Below are 19,795 nucleotides of genomic sequence, written 5' to 3'. Positions count from 1 at the left end.
CCGCGAGGAGGCCGCAACGATGATCCGCAACATCGTCGGCTCCGTCCTGGCTCTCGCCGGAGCGACGGCCGCCGTCTGGAGCCCCTTCCGTGCCTGGTACGACGGCCGTCACGGGCGCGACTACGCGATCGGCGAGCTCTTCACCGGCATCACCGACGCCAAGGCCGACGTCGTGGGCTCGATCCTGCTGCCCTTCGCCTTCGCCGCCCTCGTCACCCTCGTCGGCGTACTGCTCCGCTCCCGCCTGCTCGTCGCCCTCGCCGGGCTCGTCGTCCTCGGCTTCACGATCCTGTGGATGGTGCGGGTCGGCCAGGCGGAGGGCGGCCTGACGGTCGACGGCGCCGGTACGGGGCTCGGCGACGGGGTCGCGAACGCCCTCGGCGGCGGGATCCTGCTGCTCCTCGGCGCGCTCGTCATGTCGGGCCGGAGGCATCACGTCCACCGGGTGGACGGGCCGCCCCCGCCCACCCGTCCGACGCCGGCCGGCCCGCCGCCGGACGGCGGCCCGCAGGCCCCCGACCCCTACGCGGAGACCCGGACCTTCGACGTACCGGACCCGGACCGGGAAGACCCGCCGCCCCGGGGCTAGCCCGGGGACGGCGGGTCCGGGGAGGCGCTACGGGCGCGCGGGCGCGCCCCTGCCCGTCGCCGTGCCCTTGACCGCGTCGAGCGCGTACACGCAGCGGTCCTTGCTGCACGCGTACACGACCCCGCCCTTCGCCACCGGCGAGCCGGTGATCTCGCCGCCGGTCGCGAGCTTCCAGCGGAGCTGGCCGCCGGTCGCGTCCAGGGTGTACAGGACGTGGTCGGCCGAGCCGAAGTGGATCCGGCCGTCGGCGACGACCGGGGAGCCGACCAGCTCGCCGCCCGCCGCGAACCGCCAGCGGGGGGTGCCGGTGACCGCGTCGAGCGTGTAGAGCGCGCTGCCGCTGCCGACGTGGACGTTGCCGTCGGCGACGAGCACCGGCTCGGTGGACTGGCGCGGCTCGGTCGCGATCCGCCAGCGGTCCTGGCCGGTGGTGGCGTCGAGCGCGTACACCGTGCCGAGGTGGTCCGACAGGTACACCCCGCCGCCCGTGACGGCCGGTCCCGGCGCGAACGTGGGCGGGGAGAGGAAGACGGCCGGCGCCTCGAAGTGCCAGCGGACGTGACCCGCGGCGATGTCGATCGACAGGACCCGGGTCCCGGCGGAGACGTACACGCAGCCGTCCTCGGCGGGGGCCACCCGTACGGGGACGTTGGCGCAGGAGGCCGCGTCGCCGATCGGGTACGACCAGCGCTCCACGCCCGTGCGGGCGTCGAGGGCCTGGAGCCGGGCGTCCCGCCAGACGTACACGGTGTCGCCGTGCACGGCGGGCCCCGCCTCCGCGGTCTCGAAGTCGGTCTGCGCGCCGGTGACCTCCCACAGCTTGGCGCCGTTGGAGGCCTCCCAGCCCTGCACCCCGCCGCCGCGCGTGCCGGTGACGACCGTGCCCCGGTCGACCTTCAGCGAGTACACGTAGGCGTCCGTGTGCAGCCGCCAGCGCTCGCCGCCGTCGAGGGCGTCGAGGGCGTACAGGGTGGGGCCGTCGGAGGCGTGGATGCGGCCCGCGGCGACGGCCATCGACCAGGCCACGTCCCGGGTCTTGAACTGGCGGCGGCCGCTGCCCGTGTCCAGGGCGTGCACCTCGAAGGAGGTCACGTACAGCAGGTCGCCGTCGACGACCGGGGTGCCCCAGACGTCGTTCGACATCCGGAAGCGCCAGGGCCGCCAGTGGCCGGGCTCCGGCGGCGGCTGCGCGGCCGCCTGGTCGGCGCCCTGCGGGGGCACGGACACCGGCCGCGAGCCGGGCTGCGGGCCCGGCTCGGTGCCGCCGGGCGGGCGGATCCAGCCGGTCGCGGGGCCCGCGTCGGCGCCCCGGCCGACGGCGAGCGCCGCCCGGGTGTCGGCGACCCGGGGGCCGGGGCCGATCGGGACGGTCGCGCCGCCGAGGCGTACGGGACCGCCCGCGCTCTCGGAGGGACCGGCGTGCCGGCCGCCGACGGGCGCGGGGTCCGGCGCCCGGTCCGGCCGCTCCGGGAAGCGCGGGTCGGGGCGGGGGCCCGGCGGGGCCGCCGAGGGCCTCGGCGGCACGGCCGGGGCCGGCAGCTGGCGGCCGCCGCCGCGGCGCCGCTCGATCATGGCGGTGGCGCTCAGCGGCAGCCACGCGGACGCCGTGCCGCTGTCGTCGCTGCCGGGGCCGAACAGGTGCGGGGCCAGCTGCGCCTGGAGGTCGGCCGGGGTGGGCCGGCGGGTGACGTCCATCTGCATGCAGGACTCGATGAGGGGCCGCAGTTCGTCCGGGAGGCCCTCCAGGTCCGGGCCCTCCCGCAGCAGCATGAAGACGGTCTCGACCGGGTTGGCGCCGTGGAAGGGCGCGTGTCCGGTGGCGGCGAAGACCAGCATCGAGCCCAGCGAGAAGACGTCGCTGGCGCCGGTGACGCTGCGCGAGTCGCGGGCCTGCTCGGGCGACATGTAGGCCGGGGTGCCGACGGCGACGTTGGTCATGGTCAGGCGCGTGTTGGACACGCCCGACGCGATGCCGAAGTCGATCACCCGGGGGCCGTCCTCGACGACGAGGACGTTGGAGGGCTTGAGGTCCCGGTGGACCAGGCCCGCGCCGTGGATGGACTGCAGGGCCTCGGCGACGCCCGCCGCGAGCCAGCGGACGGCCTGGGCCGGGAGCGGCCCGCACTCGTTCACTATCTCTTCGAGGGAGGGCGCCGGGACGTAGGCGGTGGCCAGCCACGGCACGGCGGCGCGCGGGTCGGCGTCGACCACCGCGGCCGTGTAGAAGCCGGAGACCGCCCGGGCGGCCTCCACCTCCCGGGTGAAGCGGACCCGGAACAGCTGGTCCTCCGCGAGCTCCGTGCGCACGGTCTTGATCGCCACGCGCCGCCCGGAGGCCGAGCGCGCGAGATAGACCAGGCCCATTCCCCCCGCGCCGAGCCGGCCCAGCACCTCGAAGGGCCCGATACGTCTCGGGTCGTGCTGCGTCAGCTGTTCCACTTGCCTGCCACCTCCCCGTACGGGCCATGAGGGTACGGCCCCGTGACCCCTGATTCTTCCTGTCCGGGGGCCTGGTTGCGAACCCGGGGGCGGATCGGGGTGTCACATGTCATACCGACGGGTGTCCTGGCTCATGCCGGCGGCGGAAAGTCAGCTCGCGTCGGCGCGTTCCGCGAGGACGGCGAAGCGGGCGCCCTGGTTGTCGTGGAGGACGGCGACGCGGCCGTGGGAGGTGTCGAGGGCGGGGGTGGCGACGCGGCCGCCGAGGCGGACGGCGGTCTCGCAGGCCTCGTCGCAGTCGGCGACGGCGAAGTGGACGAGGACGTGGCCGGGCATCTCGGCGGGGAAGTCGTCGGTGATGACGGCCCGCCCGGCGAAGGCGGTGCCGTCGCCGGGACGGGAGCCGGGGGGCGACCAGACGCGGTAGTCGAAGCCGGCGCCCTTGCCCTCCTGCGCGGGGTCGGCCTGGCGGCCGAGGTAGCCGAAGACGGTGGCGTAGAAGGTGTCGACGGCGTCCGGGCGGCGGGTGTGGACCTCCATCCAGCAGAAGGAGCCCGGTTCGCCCGTGACCTCGAAGCCGTCGGGGTCGCCCGCCTGGCGGATGCCGAAGACCGCGCCGCCGGGGTCGGCGGCGAGCGCGTAGACGCCGAAGGGGCCGACGGGATAGGGCTCCATGACCATCTGGCCGCCGGCGGCCTTGATCCGGACGGCGAGGGTGCCCGCGTCCTCGGTGGCGAGGTAGAGGGTCCAGGTGGTGGGCATGCGCCCGTCGCGTTTGGGGACGAGCCCGGCGACCCGGCGTCCGTCGAGGAGGGCCTCGTCGCGGTCGGGGTCGAAGGTCCAGCCGAAGAGCTCGCCGTAGAAGCGCTTGCCCGCTTCCAGGTCGGGGAGCTGTGCGTCCACCCAGCAGGGGGTGCCCTCAGTGCGTACGGCCATGTCCACACGCTAGGACGGCGGAGGCGGTCCCGCACGCCCCGAGATGCGAACAAAGAGGCGATTCGGTGGGGTGGAAGCCTTGCGGGGACGGGGTTGTCCACCGAAGTTGTCCACAGGCTGTTCATAAGCCGATTCGGGTACGGGACAGACGCGCGAGTCCCCCGGCCGGCTCCGAAGTGGCTCGAACCCGTCCCCGGGCTCCCCCGCCCGGACCCGCGCCGACCTCGCAGAACGGGGCCGTGAGGGGTGTGCACCCCATTTGCACTCGGCCGAATCGCGCGCGGACCCCCCCTCGGTAAGCTGACGGCATGACAGGACAAGTACGCACCGTCGACGGCCGCGTGGCCGGACGACGCGGCCAGGCGACGCGGCAGAAGCTGCTCGACTGCCTCGGTGAGATGCTCAGCTCCTCGCCCTACCGGGACGTCAAGGTCATCGATGTGGCCCGGAAGGCGGGTACTTCACCCGCGACGTTCTATCAGTACTTCCCGGACGTCGAGGGAGCGGTCCTCGAGATCGCGGAGGAAATGGCCAAGGAGGGAGCCGCGTTGACCGAGCTGGTCTCCGGCCGCTCCTGGGTCGGCAAGGCCGGCTGGCAGACCTCGGAGGAACTCGTCGAGGGCTTCCTGGACTTCTGGCGGAAGCACGACGCGATCCTGCGGGTCGTGGACCTCGGTGCCGCCGAGGGCGACAAGCGGTTCTACAAGATCCGCATGAAGATCCTGAACTCGGTCACCAACTCCCTCACGGACGCGGTGAAGGAGCTCCAGGCCAAGGGCAAGGTCGACAAGGACGTCAGCCCCGCCGCGATGGCGGGCGCCCTGGTGGCGATGCTGGCCTCGGTCGCCGGCCACCAGAAGGGCTTCCAGACCTGGGGCGTGAAGCAGGCCGAACTCAAGCCGAACCTCGCCCTGTTGGTGCATCTGGGCATCACCGGCAAGAAGCCGACCCGATAGCCCCTCCCGGAGAACGAGGCTCCTCCCCCCGTCCTGTCGCCGACGCCGGCGGCGGCCCGCTCCCCCGAACCGGAGCGGAACCGCCGCCGGCGTCGCCGTCTCCCGGGACCGGTCCCACGGACCGCCACCGGCCGCCGCCTCCGGGCGCCGCCGCCCCGGGGACCCGGCCCACGGACCACCGCCCGGCACCACCACCGGCCACCACCACCGGCCACCGCCGCCACCGGGACCCGGCCCGCAGATCACCGCCCGGCACCACCGCCCCCGAGACCCGGCCCACGGACCACCGCCCGGCACCACCGCCCCCGGAACCCGGCCCACGGACCACCCCGGCGCCGCCGCTTCCCCGGGCGCCCGGCTTCACCTCTGCCCCCGGCGCCCGGCTTCACCTCCGCCCCGGCGCCCGGCTTCGCCTTCGCCCGGGCGCCCCGGCTTCATCTCCGGGTCAGGCGGAAGAGGCGGATCTCGCGCTCGATCCGCGCCTGGTAGGTGGCGTACGGGGGCCAGAAGTCCAGGGCCGCCTTCCAGGCGGCCGCCCGTTCCTCGCCCGTGAGGAGTTCCGCCCGTACGGGGATGTCCTCACCGCGCCAGTTGACCTCGACGTCCGGATGGGCGAGCAGGTTCGCCGTCCAGGCGGGGTGGCCCGGGCGGCCGAAGTTGGAGCCGATGAGGAGCCAGCGGCCGTCGCCCTCGGGCATGCAGGCCAGTGGGGTGACCCGTGGCTGCCCGCTCCTCGCACCCCGGGCGGTGAGGATCACCCCGGGCAGCATCCGGGCGCTGAGCAGGACCTTTCCCTTGGTCAGCCGGTGCACGGCCCGGTCCATGGCCGGGATGACGTGCGGGGCGAGCTTGGCGAAGGTCCGGGTCGAGGACACCTTCTGCACGAGTGCGCGTCCTGCGGGCATCTACGCCGCCTCCTCTCCGAAGAGTCCGGTCCGTTCGGCCGCCCGGTCGCGCAGCTTCCGGGCGGGGCCGAAGAGCAGTTCGTCGGAGGCGGCCCGCTTGAAGGAGAGGTCGTCCCAGGTGTCGCCCTCGTGGAGCTGGAGGGCCTCCAGGGCGGTGGCGCGCAGGGCCTCCAGGGCGTGGGCGAGGGCGAGCGGTCCGCCGTCGGGGCCCGGGCCCGGTTCGCGGGCCGCGCAGTGGGTCAGCGAGCGGGCCGCCTCGACCTGGACGTACAGGTCGGCGAGGCGGTGCCTGGCCGCGTGCTCGGGCGGGCCGAGGTGCCCGGCCGCGCGGTCGAGGGCGGCCCCGGCGGCGCCGACGGCCTCGGCGGCCAGCATCACGGCGGCGGCGCGGCCGGTGACGGCGAGGGCGCCGAGGACGTCGGCGGGTTCCTCGCCGAGGAGTTCGGCCGGGGCGTCCCGGAGCTGGACGGTGGCCTGCGTCCGGGTGAGGTCGAGGGCGGGCTGCCGGGTCCGTACGAGCCCTTCGGCGTCCGCGGGGACGAGGAAGAGGAGCGTCCGGCTGCGGGCGAAGCCGCCGGTGTGGGCGGCGACGAGGAGCAGTCCGGCGCTGTGCCCGTCGATGACCTGGGCGGCCTCGCCGTAGAGCCGCCAGCCGCCGTCCGGGGTGCGGGCGGCCTGGATGCCGCCGGCCCGTCCGTCGCCGGACCAGCCGCCGTCGGCGTTGTCGCCGGTGAGGCCGAGGGCGAGGGCGGGGGCGGTGGGGACGGCGAGGGCGCAGGTGAGGCTGCCGTCGGCGACGCGCGGGAGGTGTGCGGCGCGCTGGGCGGGGGTGCCGAGGGCGGTGAGGAGCGGGGCGGCGAGGACGGTGGTGGCGAGGAGCGGGGAGGGGGCGAGGGCGCGGCCGGTCTCCTCGCAGGCGAGGGCGAGTTCGGCGGGGCCGCGGCCGGCGCCTCCGTACTCCTCGGGGAGGGTGAGTCCGGCGAGGCCGAGGGTGCCGGACATGCGGGCCCAGAGGGCGGTGTCGTAGCCCTCGGGGGTGGCGGTGGCCGCGCGGTTCTCGTGCGGTCCGGCCCGTTCGGCGAGGAGGTCCCGCAGGGTGTGGCGGATCTCCTGCTGCTCCTCGGTGAGCGGGTCCGTCGGCGGGACGGGTGGCGAGGTGTCCATGGAGCTTCCTCCGTATCTGACGGTGCGTCATGCTAGGGCGGTGCAGGGCGGGTTGCCCAGAGCGACGCCGGTCCCGATTCAAAGAATCTGATGTACCGTCAGATTCATGCCCACCACCACACGCAGCGCCCGCCGCGTCGCCGTCGTCGGCGTCTCCCTCTCCGACTGCGGCCGGGTCGACGAGGCCACCCCCTACGCCCTGCACGCCCAGGCCGCCCGGCGCGCCCTCGCGGACAGCGGGCTGGACCGCTCACTGATCGACGGCCTCGCCTCGGCGGGCCTCGGCACGCTCGCCCCGGTCGAGGTCGCCGAGTACCTGGGCCTGCGCCCCCGCTGGGTGGACTCGACCGCCGTCGGCGGCGCCACCTGGGAGGTCATGGCCGCGCACGCCGCCGACGCGATCGCCGCGGGCCACGCGAACGCGGTCCTGCTCGTGTACGGCTCCACCGCCCGCGCCGACATCCGGGCCCGGCGCCGCACCGCGAACCTCTCGTTCGGCTCGCGCGGCCCGCTCCAGTTCGAGGTCCCGTACGGGCACACCCTGATCGCCAAGTACGCGATGGCCGCCCGCCGCCACATGCACGAGTACGGCACGACCCTGGAGCAGCTCGCGGAGGTCGCCGTGCGGGCGCGGGCGAACGCGGCGCTCAACCCGGAGGCGATGTTCCGCGAGCCGATCACCGTCGACGAGGTCCTGGACGGGCCGATGATCGCGGACCCCTTCACCAAGCTGCACTGCTGCATCCGCAGCGACGGCGGCTGCGCGGTGCTGCTCGTGGCCGAGGAGTACGTGAAGGACTGCCGCAAGGCCCCGGTCTGGGTGCTGGGCACGGGCGAGCACGTCTCGCACACCACGATGTCCGAGTGGGAGGACTTCACCGTCTCGCCGGCGGCCGTCAGCGGCCGGCTGGCCTTCGAGCGGGCGGGCGTGCGGCCCGCCGACATCGACGTCGCCGAGATCTACGACGCCTTCACCTACATGACCCTGGTGACCCTGGAGGACCTGGGCTTCTGCGCGAAGGGCGAGGGCGGGGCCTTCGTCCAGGAGAAGGACCGGCTGCCGGTGAACACGGACGGCGGCGGGCTCTCGGCCTGTCACCCGGGGATGCGGGGCCTGTTCCTGCTGGTGGAGGCGGTGCGCCAACTGCGCGGCGAGGCGCCGGGCCTGCAGGTGCGACGGCCGGACGGTTCACTGCCGGAGCTGGCGGTGGCGTCGGGGACGGGGGGCTGGTTCTGCTCCTCGGGGACGGTGGTGCTGGGCCGGAACTGAGGGCGGCCCAGGAATCTATACAAGCGTCATAGACAACTGTGTAGGACATCCGTATAGTCATGTCTGCGGGCAGGGGAACGGCCCGCAGACACCCGACAAGGAGTCCCGCCATGACGCACAACGCCACGACCGCCGCCACGAAGACCGCCAAGACCGTCCTGATCTCCGGCGCCTCCGTCGCCGGCCCCGCCCTCGCCCTCTGGCTGCACCGCTACGGCTTCGCCCCCACCGTCGTCGAGCGCGCCCCCGAACTGCGCACCGGCGGCTACAAGGTGGACATCCGCGGCACCGCGATCGAGGTCTGCCGCCGGATGGGCGTCCTGGACGAGATCCGCGCCAAGTCCACGGACATGCGCGGCGGTTCGTACGTCGACGACGCCGGCCGCACCATCGGCGAACTGCCCGCCGACATCTTCGGCGGCCGCGTCGAGGAGGACGACGAGATCATGCGCGGCGAGCTCGCCCGCATCCTGTACGACCGGACCCGCGAGGACGTCGAGTACGTCTTCGACGACTCGATCGCGGCCCTCGCCGAGGACGCCGACGGGGTCACCGTCACCTTCGAGTCCGGCACCGTCCGCCGCTTCGACCTGGTCGTCGGCGCCGACGGCCTCCACTCGAACACCCGGCGGCTCGTCTTCGGCCCGGAGGAGCGGTACAAGCGCCACCTCGACGCGTACATCTCCATCTTCACGGCCCCCAACCACCTGGGCCTGGACCGCTGGGAGACCTACCACGCGCTCCCCGGGAAGCTGACCTGCGTCTACAGCTCCGCCGGCGAGACCGACGCCAAGAACCTCTTCATCTTCTCCTCCACCCAGGAGCAGCCCGACCACCGCGACACCGCCGCCCAGAAGCGCTTCCTCGCCCGCACCTTCGAGGGCGACGGCTGGGAGATCCCGCGCCTGCTCGGCCACGCCGCCGACGCCGACGACTTCTACCTCGACTCCATCGCCCTCGTGGAGATGGACCGCTGGTCCGCCGGCCGGGTCGTCCTGCTCGGCGACGCCGCCCACTGCACCTCCCCCGCCTCCGGCCAGGGCACGGGCCTCGCCCTCACCGGCGCGTACGTCCTGGCGGGCGAACTCGCCCGGGCGGGCGGCGACCACACCGTCGCCTTCGCCCGCTACGAGGAGCGGATGCGGCCCGGCGTGGCACGCAACCAGAAGATGGCCGAGCGCTTCGTCAAGGAGATGGTCGTCGACCGGAAGTGGAAGATCGCCCTGCGCATGCTCATGGTCCGGACGCTGCCGAAGACCCCCTGGAAGAACCTCATCGCGAAGAAGATCCGCGACGAGATCCAGGCCACGGCGAACGCCGTCGCGATCGAGGACTACGACACCACCGCACGGCCTACGCTGGCCGCATGACCGACTTCCACCGCGCCCTGCACTCCCTCAGGGTCTGGGACACCGCCCTCCCGTCCTTCGACCCGGCGGGCGCCCCGCCCGAGCCGCTCCCCCTCTTCCACGACTGGTTCACGGCGGCGGTCGCGGCCGGCCAGACCGAGCCGCACACCCCCTCCCTGGCCACCGTGGACGAGGACGGCCGGCCCGACGTCCGTACGGTGATGCTGCACGACGCCGACGCCCGCGGCTGGCACTTCGCCTCGCACGCCGGCAGCGCCAAGGGCCGCCAGCTCGCCGCCCGCCCCGAGGCCGCGCTCGGCTTCTACTGGCCGGCCCAGGGCCGCCAGGTCCGCGTCCGGGGCCACGTCACCACCGGCACCCCCGAGGAGGCCCACGAGGACCTCCACGCCCGCACCACCGGCGCCCTCGCCGCGGCGCTCGTGGGCCGGCAGAGCGAGGTCCTCGACTCCCCCGCGACCCTCGCCGAGGCGAGCGAGGCGGCCTGGCTCCGGGCCGAGGCCGAACCGGACGCCCCCGCCCCCGGCTGGACCCTGTACATCGTCGAACCGGCCGAGGTCGAGTTCTTCCAGGGCGACGCCCGCCGCCGCCACGTCCGCCTCCGCTACCGCCGCACGCCGGACGGGACCTGGACCCGCGAACTCCTCTGGCCGTGAGCCGCCGGCAGAGCGTGCCGGACGTGTCCGAAAACGGACGCAACCCGAGGGCCGGGGCGCAAGTCGTAGGGGCGTCCCTCACACGGAAGGAAGCCCATGCGCATCCGGCACGAGCTCCGCGCCGTCGCCCTGGCGGCGGCGCTCCTGACGACCACCCTCGCGCTCTCCACCGCACCCGCGGGCGCCGAAGCCTCGGCCGCGACGGCGGCCGTCACCACCCAGGCCGTCTTCAACAACCCGATCGGCACCACGGCCCAGCAGCGGGCCATCGTCGACAAGCAGATCGAGCTGATCAACGGCGCCCCGGCCGGCTCCCGGATCCGGCTGTCGTACTACTACCTGAACGACTCCACCCTCACGAACGCCCTGACCGCGGCCTACGACCGGGGCGTCGGCGTCCAGGCGATCTTCGACGTCAAGGCCACCGGCTACGCGCTGTACAACACGCTCACCGCGAAGCTCGGCACCGACACCTCCAAGCCGTCCTGGGTCACCCACTGCGGCACCGCCCGCGGCTGCGTCGGCACCCTCTCCAAGGGCGGCGTCGACGCCATCAACCACAACAAGTTCATCCTCTTCACCGAGACGAACGGCACGCCCCGCGTCGTCATGCAGTCCTCGGCGAACCTGCACACCGGCCGCGACGGCTACCTCGGCTGGAACAACGCCCTCGTCCTGACCGGCAACGACGGCATCTACCACGCCTACAACGGCTACTTCGACGACCTCGCCGCCAAGGTCCCGAACAACAACTACTACGACACCGGCCGGGCGCCCGTCGCCTCCGGCAACGCGAAGATCCACTTCTATCCGCGCGCCGCGACCGGCGACTCGGTCTTCTACGACGACCCGAGCGAGGACACGGTCGCGACCGTCCTCGACCACGTGCAGTGCTTCGGCAACTCGGTCGTCGGCACCACCGACAACCACCGCACCCGCATCCGCGTCGCCATGACGATCTTCTCCCGCCCCTACCTCGCGGACAGGCTCGTCGAGCTCGACGCCCAGGGCTGCTACGTCGAGGTCGCCCTCACCCACGACGGCACCAACGGCCTCGGCAAGACGTCCCTGGAGAAGCTCCTCGCCAGGACGACGAACGCCTACAACGGCGTCATCACCAAGTACTACTGCGGCAAGGACTCCACCTGGATCCACGACAAGTACCTGCTGGTCGAGGGCAATTACTACGACACCCCCGACCGCAAGATCGTGTGGACCGGCAGCCACAACTGGTCCACCAACTCGCTGCGCCAGAGCGACGAGACGATGCTCCAGATCGAGGACTCCGCGGTCCACGACGCGTACGTCGCCAACTACAACACGCTGCGCGCCGCGACCACGCACCAGCCGGCCAACGGCGACGCCGTCGACGCCACCTGCTGAACCCCGCCCGCTGGGGGGCGCGCCGCTACGGGCGCGCCCCCCAGTCCCCCTCCGCCCCGTACATCTCCTCGATGTCCCGGGCGAAGTCCCGCAGCACCGCCCGCCGTTTGAGCTTCAGGGACGGGGTCAGGTGGCCGGAGGCCTCCGAGAAGTCGGTGGTCAGGACACGGAAGGCGCGGATCGACTCGGCCCGTGAGACGAGGCGGTTGGCGTCGTCCACCCCCCGCTGGAGCGCGGCGAGCAGCTCCGGGTCGCGGGCCAGTTCCCAGAGCGCCAGGTGTTCCTTGCGCCGCATCCGCCGCCAGTGGGTGAGGCCTTCGAGGTCCAGGGTGATCAGGGCCGTGACGTACGGGCGGTCGTCGCCGACCACCATGCACTGGGCGACCAGCGGGTGGGCGCGCAGCCAGTCCTCCAGGGGGGCGGGGGCGACGTTCTTGCCCGCCGAGGTGATGAGGATGTCCTTCTTGCGGCCGGTGATCCGCAGATAGCCGTCGTCGTCGAGCGAGCCGATGTCCCCGGTGGGGAACCAGCCCTCGTCGGTGTACGGCAGGGCCGTCCCGCGCTGCGCGTCCCAGTAGCCGGCGAAGACGTGGCCGCCCTTGAGCCAGACCTCGCCGTCGTCGGCGATCCGCACGGCGGTGCCCGGCAGCGGCCAGCCGACGGTTCCGGTGCGCGGCCGGCGCGGCGGGGTGACCGTCGAGGCGGCGGTGGTCTCCGTCAGGCCGTACCCCTCGAAGACCTCGACGCCGGCGCCCGCGAAGAACTCGGCGAGCCGGGCGCCGAGCGGGGAGCCGCCGCAGATCACGTGCTTGACGCGGCCGCCGAGCGCGCTCCGGATGCGGCGGTAGACGAGCGGGTCGTACAGCGCCCGGGCGGCCCGCAGGGGGAGCGAGGGCGTGGCCGTCCGCCCGTAGCGGCGGGCGATCTCCGCGGCCCGGTCGAAGGCGGCGGCCTTCCCGCCGCGTTCGGCGGTGGCGCGGGCCTTGTTGAAGACCTTCTCCAGGACGTACGGGATGGCGAGGAGGAAGGTGGGCCGGAAGCCGGCCAGGTCGGCGAGGAGCTCCTCGCCCTCGACGGAGGGCGCGTGCCCGACGCGGACGCGGGCGCGGACGCAGCCGACGGCGACCATCCGCCCGAAGACGTGGGAGAGCGGCAGGAAGAGGAGGGTGGCGGCGGGCTCCTCGCTCTCCGAGACGAAGACGGGGTGGAGGAGCCGGACGGCGTTGTCGACCTCGGCGAAGAAGTTGGCGTGGGTGAGGGCGCAGCCCTTGGGCCGGCCGGTGGTGCCGGAGGTGTAGATGAGGGTGGCGAGGGTCGCCGGGGTGAGCAGTCCCCGGCGGGCGGTGACGGCCTCGTCGGCGACCCGCGCGCCGGCCTTGCGGAGCTGGTCGACGGCGCCGGTGCCGAGGACCCAGAGGTGGGCGAGGCCGGGCAGCTGCCGCCGCTCGGCGGAGACGAGCCGGGCCTGCTCGGCGTCCTCGACGACGCAGGCGGCGGCGCCGGAGTCCTGGAGGATCCAGCGGGTCTGGAAGGCGGAGGAGGTGGGGTAGACGGGGACGGTGACGAGTCCGGCGGCCCAGGCGGCGAAGTCGATCAGGGTCCACTCGTAGGTGGTGCGGGCCATGAGGGCGAGGCGGTCGCCGGGGCGCAGGCCGTAGGCGATGAGTCCCTTGGCGACGGAGTGCACCTCGGCGGCGAAGCGGGCGGCGGTGACGTCCTGCCACTCCCCGTCCGCGCCCTTCCGGGAGAAGAGGACGGCGTCGGGTTCCTGCCGGGCGTTGTCGTACGGCAGGTCGGCGAGCGAGCCGCGGGCCACGCGGGGGACGAGCGCGGGAGAGGACACTTCCCGCACCCGCCCGTCCACCACGACCTTCTGCGGCTCGACCGGCTCGGTCCCGGATGCGGCGGTGACGACGGACACGTGCGGCTCCTCGGTCTGCGCGATGAACTGAGGTCGTGCGTCGGTGCGTTGAGCCCTGTGATCCTTTGACCAGTCGGTAACCTTACTGCGCGGTAAGGCTCAACGGGGAGACCAGCGCTCGCTTTTCATGAGGTTTCCGAGCCCGGCCCAGGCGAAGTTCATCAGCGTCGCGGCGGCCTCCTTCGCCGTCACCCCGGGCGTCTCGTTCGCCCAGCCGGCCAGCGACTCGGCCGACCCCACCAGCGCCTGCGCGAGCGCCTCCACGTCCCGCCCGCCCAGGGCCACGTCCGCCTCCCCGACGGCCTCCCCGATCAGCCCCGCCACGAAGCCCACGACCTCGTCCCGCATCCGCGCCGCCTCCCCGGCGAACGGCTCCCCGTGCGTCCGCGCCCGCCGGTTCAGCACCACCCACGAGTCCGGGTGCTCCGCCGCGTACGTGAAGAAGGCGAGCAGCCCCGCCCAGAGCCGCTCGTCGGGCGGCACCTCGGCCCCTCCGACCCCTCCGACCCCGGCGGCCACGGCCCCGAGCAGCGCCCCGGCCTCCCGCCGGATGACCGTGGTGAAGAGCTCCTCCTTCGACCCCAGATACAGATAGACCAGCGGCTTCGACGCCCCGGCCAGCTCCGCGATCTCGTCCATCGACGCCGCCTGGTACCCGCTGCGCGCGAAGCACCTCACGGCCGCGTCCAGCATCTGCCGCTCCCGCACCACCCGCGGCAACCGTCGCGCCTTCGCCCCGCCGGCCATGGCGTCCACCCCTTGCTTCCAAGATCCACTGGATGCCCCGCGAAAGCGTACGCGCCCCCCGCCCGGACGGGGGCGGGGGGCGCGCAGGCTTCACACGGGGGTCAGGCGGCGGCCGTGACCGCGACCTTCTGGTCCTTCTCGCCGAGCTCGACCAGGTCGTCGATCGGGGAGGAGGAGGCGTTCTCGTACGCGGTGAGGTCGAGGATCTTCTCGCGGGCGGAGACGATCACCGGGATCAGCGCCTGGCCCGCCACGTTGGTGGCCGTGCGCATCATGTCGAGGACCGGGTCGATCGCCATGAGGAGGCCGACGCCCTCCAGGGGGAGGCCCAGGGTGGAGAGGGTCAGGGTGAGCATGACCGTCGCGCCGGTGAGGCCGGCGGTGGCCGCCGAGCCGATGACGGAGACGAAGGCGATGAGGACGTAGTCGCCGATGCTCAGCTGCACGTCGAAGATCTGCGCGATGAAGATCGCGGCGAGCGCCGGGTAGATCGCGGCGCAGCCGTCCATCTTGGTCGTGGCGCCGAACGGGACGGCGAAGGAGGCGTACTCCTTCGGGACGCCGAGGCGCTCGGTGACCTTCTGGGTGACCGGCATGGTGCCGACCGAGGAGCGGGAGACGAAGGCCAGCTGGATCGCGGGCCAGGCGCCCTTGTAGAACCGGAGCGGGTTGACCTTGGCGACCGTGGCGAGCAGCGTCGGGTAGACGACGAAGAGGACCAGGGCGCAGCCGATGTAGATGTCGGCGGTGAAGGTCGCGTACTTGCCGATCAGGTCCCAGCCGTAGTCGGCGATGGCGAAGCCGATGAGGCCGACGGTGCCGAGCGGGGCGAGGCGGATGACCCACCACAGGGCCTTCTGGAGGAGCTCCAGGGCCGACTCGGAGAGGGTGAGGATCGGCTTGGCGCGGTCGCCGAGCTTGAGGGCGGCGATGCCGGCGACGGCGGCCATGAAGACGATCTGGAGGACGTTCAGCTCGGTGAAGGGCGTGATGACGTCCGTCGGGATGATGCCGGTGAGGAAGTCGATCCAGGAGCCCTCGTGCTTGGGCAGCTGGCCGTCCTTCGGCGTGAGGCCGGTGCCGGCGCCCGGGTTGGTGATCAGGCCGATGGCGAGGCCGATGCCGACCGCGATCAGCGAGGTGATCATGAACCAGAGGAGGGTGCGGCTGGCGAGCCTGGCGGCGTTGTTCACCTTCCGCAGGTTGGTGATCGAGACCAGGATCGCGAAGAAGACGAGCGGCGCGACGGCCAGCTTGAGCAGCTGGACGAAGATGTCGCCGATCTGGCCGAGGGTCTCCTTCAGCCAGGAGACGTCCTGGCTGCGGGCGATCCAGCCGAGCAGGGCACCGAGGGCCAGACCGGCGATGATCTGGACCCAGAAGGGGACCTTGGGTATGCGGGACGAGGGCTTGGACTCGTTCTCGGTCGTCGCGGTGGCGGACGCGGACACGGGCACACTCCACGGGTGCGTATCGGGGGAATACGGGAGGGGGGTGCGGCACACGCGCGCTCGGCGCGGGCCGCTGCATGATGCCGGATCAGGAGGCGCGGCAACAGACCGCGGACATACCGGGGGTACCCCCTGCACGAGCGAAGCGAAGCGCTTGGGGGAGGCAGAGATCGACGTGCAGGCGCGCCACGAGCGGGGTGCTCGCGGCGTCGTCGGGGCGCACCGCTGTCGTCATGTCCAACACGTTAACACTTGAACTTTGAGAACCTCAAAGCCATTCTTTGAGACCTCTTGGCGCCCGCAGACCTGCGAAACGCAGAACACCCCAGGCCGGAGCCTTGGAAGGCTCCGGCCTGGGGTGGATGTCTGTGAGGAAGCTTACGCAGCCCTTACATGACGGACGGCGGCTACAGCGCGTCCTCCTGGGACCGGTTCGAGTCCAGCCGGCCCTTCGCGCGCTCGACCTTCGCCACGACCTCGGCGCTCGCCTCGTCGCGCACCTTGCGCAGGAGGACGAAGCTCAGCGGGGCGGAGACGAGGATGGCGAGGAGGAGGACCCAGAGCAGGTTCGAGTCGCCCAGACCGCGCGGCAGCACGCCGACGTAGACGAGACCCCACAGGGCGAGGAAGCACCCGGCGAAGATCCCGAGCCGCATCAGCGTGTAGCGGAGCATGTCAGTCCACTCTTCCGTTCCGAATGATCCCAAAGTTCCCATGAGGGACGAGCGCCATCCAGTGAAGCATGCGGCGGCGGCCACCCCGGGACCGGGCCTCTTGAGCGCGGTAGACGTAATAGATAACCTGACGCCATGACCCTTACCTTCGAGGTGGACCCGGCAGTCGACCGAACCCTGCGCGACGGCGTGCTCTCCCTCTGGGCCGACGTCTCCAACGCGGGCGGCGCCGTCGGCTTCGTACCCCCCGTGACCCCCGACGCGATACGCCCCGCCCTGCTCAGGCACCTCGTCGCGATGACCGAGGGCGGCACCCGCCTCCTCGTCGGCCGCGACGAGGACGGCCGGGTCGCCGCCACCGCCTTCTTCACCTTCAACGGCCACCCGCTGATGTCCCACTGGGTGTGGCTCTACACCGTGATGGTCCACCCCCGGCACCAGGGCAAGGGATACGGCCGCGACCTCATGGCGGCGGTCGAGCACACCGCCCGCACGGCCGAGGGCTTCGAGGCGATCGAGGCGATCCGGCTGACCTGCCGCGGCGGCACCGGCGTCGACGGCTTCTACGCCAAGTCCGGCTACAAGGAGGTCGGCCGCGTCCCCGACGCGATCCGGGTCGCCCCCGGGGACGACCGCGACGACATCATCATGCTGCTGCCGCTGAGGTGAGCACGGGAAAGGGCCGGCGGGTGATCCCGCCGGCCCTTTCCGCACCTCGTGTCAGAACCGCATCGACTGCGGCGTCTCGCGCCGCTCCGCGTCCGGACCCGGGTACTCGCGGATGATCTCGTACCGCGTGTTCCGCTCGACCGGGCGGAAGCCCGCGTCGCGGATCAGTTCGAGCAGGTCCTCGCGGCCCAGCTTGTTCGGCGTGCCGTAGTTGTCGGCGTCGTGCGTGATCTTGTACTCGACGACCGAGCCGTCCATGTCGTCGGCACCGTGCTGGAGCGCCAGCTGCGCCGTCTGGACGCCGTGCATGACCCAGAAGACCTTGACGTGCGGCACGTTGTCGAAGAGGAGCCGGGAGACCGCGAAGGTCTTCAGGGCCTCGGCGCCGGTCGCCATCGTGGTGCGGGCCTGGAGCTTGTTGCGGACCTTGCCGTCCTGCATGTCCACGAAGTCGTGCTGGTAGCGCAGCGGGATGAAGACCTGGAAGCCGTTGGTCTCGTCCTGGAGCTCACGGAGCCGCAGCACGTGGTCCACGCGGTGGCGCGGCTCCTCGATGTGCCCGTAGAGCATGGTCGCCGGGGTCTTGAGACCCTTCTCGTGCGCGAGCCGGTGGATCCGGGACCAGTCCTCCCAGTGGGTCCTGTGGTCCACGATGTGCTGGCGGACCTCCCAGTCGAAGATCTCGGCGCCGCCGCCGGTCAGGGACTCCAGACCGGCGTCGATGAGCTCGTCGAGGATCTCGGAGGCGGAGAGGCCGGAGATCGTCTCGAAGTGGTGGATCTCGGTGGCCGTGAACGCCTTGAGGGAGACGTTCGGCAGGGCCTTCTTGAGCTCGGAGAGGGAGCGCGGGTAGTAGCGCCAGGGCAGGTTGGGGTGCAGCCCGTTGACGATGTGGAGCTCGGTGAGGTTCTCGTTCTCCATCGCCTTCGCGAGGCGCACGGCCTCCTCGATGCGCATGGTGTACGCGTCCTTCTCGCCCGGCTTGCGCTGGAAGGAGCAGTAGGCGCAGGAGGCGGTGCAGACGTTGGTCATGTTCAGATGCCGGTTGACATTGAAGTGGACCACGTCGCCGTTCTTGCGGGTCCGGACCTCGTGGGCCAGACCACCGAGCCAGGCCAGGTCGTCGGACTCGTACAGGGCGATGCCGTCCTCACGGCTCAGCCGCTCACCGTCCCGGACCTTCTGCTCAAGTTCGCGCTTGAGTCCCGCGTCCATGTACGGCCGCCTCCCTTATGTCTCCGAAATCAAGCTCTGCCCACCGTACTCTCAGCGCTCTTCGGGGAGCTCCCCGACCCGGTTCTCCCACTTGGTGGAGAGCACGATCGTCGTACGGGTGCGGGAGACGCCCTTGGTGCCGGAGAGCCGGCGGATCGTCTTCTCCAGTCCGTCGACGTCGTTGGCGCGCACCTTGAGCATGAAGGAGTCGTCGCCGGCGATGAACCAGCAGTCCTCGATCTCGGCGAGGTCCTTGAGGCGGCGGGCCACGTCCTCGTGGTCGGCGGCGTCGGAGAGCGAGATGCCGATGAGGGCGGTCACACCGAGGCCGAGCGAGGCGGCGTCGACGGTGGCGCGGTAGCCGGTGATGACTCCGGCGGCCTCGAGGCGGTTGATGCGGTCGGTGACGGACGGGCCGGAGAGCCCGACGAGCCGGCCGAGCTCGGCGTACGAGGCGCGGCCGTTCTCACGCAGGGCCTGGATGAGCTGCCTGTCCACGGCATCCATAGGAATTCACCTTCCATTGTCCAGCGGTACAGCGAGTTTAGGTATAGAATCTAAGGCATGCAGGGGTGACACCCTGTGAATCTTTCAGCGGATCAAAGACGATCTTTCAGGAGTGATCACCGTGTACACGATCGAGATGGCCTACGCCCGCATGCGCGAGCTGCAGGAGATGGCCAACCGCTCGCGTGCCCACCAGACGTCCGCCGCCTCGAAGCGCGCCGCCAAGAAGCACGCCAAGAAGCGCTAATCAGACGAGAGGGCTCCACCGAGCTCTCCCTCCCACCGGCGGTACAGCTGGTGCGGCACCCCCGCCGCGTCCAGCACCCGCCCGGCGACGAAGTCCACCAGATCCTGGATGTGCGTCGCCCCCGCGTAGAACGCCGGAGAGGCGGGCAGCACCACGGCGCCCGCCTCGTCCAGCGTCACCATGTGCTTGAGCGTCTGCCCGTTCAGCGGGGTCTCCCGCACGCAGACCACCAGCGGACGCCGCTCCTTCAGCGTCACGCTCGCGACCCGCTGCAGCAGGTCCTTCGAGAGCCCCAGCGCCACTCCCGCCACCGCGGCGGTCGAGGCCGGCACCACCAGCATCCCCTTCGCCGGGTACGAGCCGGAGGACGGTCCCGCCCCCAGGTCCCCGGCCGCCCAGTACCGCACATCGCCCAGCCGGTCCGACACGTCGAACGCGTCCGGCTTCCCGTCCGCGCCCCGCGCCAGCCAGACCGCCAGGTCCTCGCGCCAGTGCGCGTCCCGGAAGGAGATCCCCGTCTCGTCCAGCAGCGTCAGCCGCGAGGCCCGCGACACGACGAGGTCGACGCTCTCCCCCGCCGCGAGCAGCCCCCTCAGCACGGCGGCGGCGTACGGCGTACCCGACGCACCGGAAACCCCCACGATCCAGGGGGTGCGCTTGCCGTCGTTCATGCCGCCGAGCCTATCCGTCATCGCGCCG

At 72.4% G+C, this 19,795-nt stretch carries 19 protein-coding genes; 8 read left to right on the top strand and 11 right to left on the bottom strand.

Annotated elements, in window-relative coordinates; genetic code table 11:
• The first annotated feature begins 19 nt into the window (after window positions 1-19).
• A complete protein-coding gene (locus ACFYUS_RS23685) occupies window positions 20-589 on the top strand; it encodes a hypothetical protein (protein WP_388855414.1) in 570 nt (189 codons plus the stop codon).
• Between the two features lie 27 nt (window positions 590-616).
• Here the strand turns inward: ACFYUS_RS23685 and ACFYUS_RS23680 are convergent, their stop codons facing one another.
• Complete coding sequence (locus tag ACFYUS_RS23680; protein ID WP_388855411.1) at window positions 617-3,028, bottom strand: PQQ-binding-like beta-propeller repeat protein; 2,412 nt, start codon at window positions 3,026-3,028, stop codon at window positions 617-619.
• A gap of 150 nt (window positions 3,029-3,178) precedes the next feature.
• A complete protein-coding gene (locus ACFYUS_RS23675) occupies window positions 3,179-3,964 on the bottom strand; it encodes a VOC family protein (protein ID WP_388855408.1) in 786 nt (261 codons plus the stop codon).
• A 308-nt stretch (window positions 3,965-4,272) separates the two neighbouring features.
• Here ACFYUS_RS23675 and ACFYUS_RS23670 point away from each other — a divergent pair, with 308 nt between their 5' ends.
• Window positions 4,273-4,920, top strand: coding sequence for a TetR family transcriptional regulator (locus ACFYUS_RS23670; protein WP_388855405.1), 648 nt, complete (start codon window positions 4,273-4,275; stop codon window positions 4,918-4,920).
• 434 nt (window positions 4,921-5,354) lie between these two features.
• Here the strand turns inward: ACFYUS_RS23670 and ACFYUS_RS23665 are convergent, their stop codons facing one another.
• Both ACFYUS_RS23665 and ACFYUS_RS23660 read right to left on the bottom strand, forming a co-directional pair.
• Complete coding sequence (locus ACFYUS_RS23665) at window positions 5,355-5,825, bottom strand: nitroreductase family deazaflavin-dependent oxidoreductase (RefSeq protein ID WP_388855402.1); 471 nt, start codon at window positions 5,823-5,825, stop codon at window positions 5,355-5,357.
• Window positions 5,826-6,989, bottom strand: a complete 1,164-nt coding sequence (locus ACFYUS_RS23660; protein ID WP_388855399.1) for an acyl-CoA dehydrogenase family protein — start codon at window positions 6,987-6,989, stop codon at window positions 5,826-5,828. It lies immediately after the preceding gene.
• A gap of 106 nt (window positions 6,990-7,095) precedes the next feature.
• Here ACFYUS_RS23660 and ACFYUS_RS23655 point away from each other — a divergent pair, with 106 nt between their 5' ends.
• The 4 genes from ACFYUS_RS23655 to ACFYUS_RS23640 all read left to right on the top strand — a co-directional run bounded on the left by ACFYUS_RS23655 (window position 7,096) and on the right by ACFYUS_RS23640 (window position 11,665).
• Window positions 7,096-8,259 carry an acetyl-CoA acetyltransferase gene (locus ACFYUS_RS23655; RefSeq protein WP_388855396.1) on the top strand — a complete coding sequence of 388 codons (1,164 nt, stop codon included), beginning with the start codon at window positions 7,096-7,098 and terminating at the stop codon, window positions 8,257-8,259.
• A 110-nt stretch (window positions 8,260-8,369) separates the two neighbouring features.
• Window positions 8,370-9,629: an FAD-dependent monooxygenase gene (locus ACFYUS_RS23650; protein WP_388855393.1), complete on the top strand. Its 1,260-nt coding sequence runs from the start codon at window positions 8,370-8,372 to the stop codon at window positions 9,627-9,629.
• Window positions 9,626-10,282, top strand: coding sequence for a pyridoxal 5'-phosphate synthase (locus ACFYUS_RS23645; protein ID WP_388855390.1), 657 nt, complete (start codon window positions 9,626-9,628; stop codon window positions 10,280-10,282). Before ACFYUS_RS23650 ends, ACFYUS_RS23645 begins: the two co-directional genes overlap by 4 nt.
• Before the next feature lie 96 nt (window positions 10,283-10,378).
• Window positions 10,379-11,665, top strand: a complete 1,287-nt coding sequence (locus ACFYUS_RS23640) for a phosphatidylserine/phosphatidylglycerophosphate/cardiolipin synthase family protein (protein WP_388855387.1) — start codon at window positions 10,379-10,381, stop codon at window positions 11,663-11,665.
• Window positions 11,666-11,690: 25 nt separating this feature from the next.
• Here ACFYUS_RS23640 and ACFYUS_RS23635 read toward each other — a convergent pair whose 3' ends face one another.
• From ACFYUS_RS23635 to ACFYUS_RS23620, 4 genes are all read right to left on the bottom strand, one after another.
• A complete protein-coding gene (locus tag ACFYUS_RS23635; protein ID WP_388855384.1) occupies window positions 11,691-13,586 on the bottom strand; it encodes an AMP-dependent synthetase/ligase in 1,896 nt (631 codons plus the stop codon).
• 99 nt (window positions 13,587-13,685) lie between these two features.
• Complete coding sequence (locus ACFYUS_RS23630; protein WP_388855382.1) at window positions 13,686-14,333, bottom strand: TetR/AcrR family transcriptional regulator; 648 nt, start codon at window positions 14,331-14,333, stop codon at window positions 13,686-13,688.
• Window positions 14,334-14,434: 101 nt separating this feature from the next.
• Window positions 14,435-15,784 (bottom strand): dicarboxylate/amino acid:cation symporter, encoded by a 1,350-nt coding sequence (locus ACFYUS_RS23625; protein ID WP_388855379.1) that lies wholly within the window; start codon window positions 15,782-15,784, stop codon window positions 14,435-14,437.
• Window positions 15,785-16,191: 407 nt separating this feature from the next.
• Window positions 16,192-16,458, bottom strand: a complete 267-nt coding sequence (locus ACFYUS_RS23620; RefSeq protein WP_388855377.1) for a DUF4229 domain-containing protein — start codon at window positions 16,456-16,458, stop codon at window positions 16,192-16,194.
• A gap of 135 nt (window positions 16,459-16,593) precedes the next feature.
• Between ACFYUS_RS23620 and ACFYUS_RS23615 the strand changes: the two genes are divergently transcribed.
• Window positions 16,594-17,127: a GNAT family N-acetyltransferase gene (locus ACFYUS_RS23615; protein WP_388855374.1), complete on the top strand. Its 534-nt coding sequence runs from the start codon at window positions 16,594-16,596 to the stop codon at window positions 17,125-17,127.
• Between the two features lie 51 nt (window positions 17,128-17,178).
• Here ACFYUS_RS23615 and mqnE read toward each other — a convergent pair whose 3' ends face one another.
• Entirely contained in the window at window positions 17,179-18,342 is a 1,164-nt protein-coding gene (gene mqnE / locus ACFYUS_RS23610) for an aminofutalosine synthase MqnE (RefSeq protein WP_388855371.1), read from the bottom strand.
• A 51-nt stretch (window positions 18,343-18,393) separates the two neighbouring features.
• Window positions 18,394-18,849 carry an Lrp/AsnC family transcriptional regulator gene (locus ACFYUS_RS23605; RefSeq protein WP_388855368.1) on the bottom strand — a complete coding sequence of 152 codons (456 nt, stop codon included), beginning with the start codon at window positions 18,847-18,849 and terminating at the stop codon, window positions 18,394-18,396.
• Between the two features lie 112 nt (window positions 18,850-18,961).
• On the opposite strand from ACFYUS_RS23605, the gene ACFYUS_RS23600 reads away from it, so the two are divergent.
• Window positions 18,962-19,096 (top strand): hypothetical protein, encoded by a 135-nt coding sequence (locus ACFYUS_RS23600; protein ID WP_388855903.1) that lies wholly within the window; start codon window positions 18,962-18,964, stop codon window positions 19,094-19,096.
• Here ACFYUS_RS23600 and ACFYUS_RS23595 read toward each other — a convergent pair.
• Window positions 19,093-19,767: a UbiX family flavin prenyltransferase gene (locus ACFYUS_RS23595; RefSeq protein ID WP_388855365.1), complete on the bottom strand. Its 675-nt coding sequence runs from the start codon at window positions 19,765-19,767 to the stop codon at window positions 19,093-19,095. The genes ACFYUS_RS23600 and ACFYUS_RS23595 overlap by 4 nt on opposite strands.
• Window positions 19,768-19,795 lie beyond the last annotated feature (28 nt).

Origin of the sequence: Streptomyces sp. NPDC004284 (assembly GCF_042874035.1) — a bacterium.
Classification (GTDB): domain Bacteria; phylum Actinomycetota; class Actinomycetes; order Streptomycetales; family Streptomycetaceae; genus Streptomyces.
The sequence above is the reverse complement of the archived record's forward strand: the minus strand, read 5'-3'. Positions and strand labels throughout refer to the sequence as shown.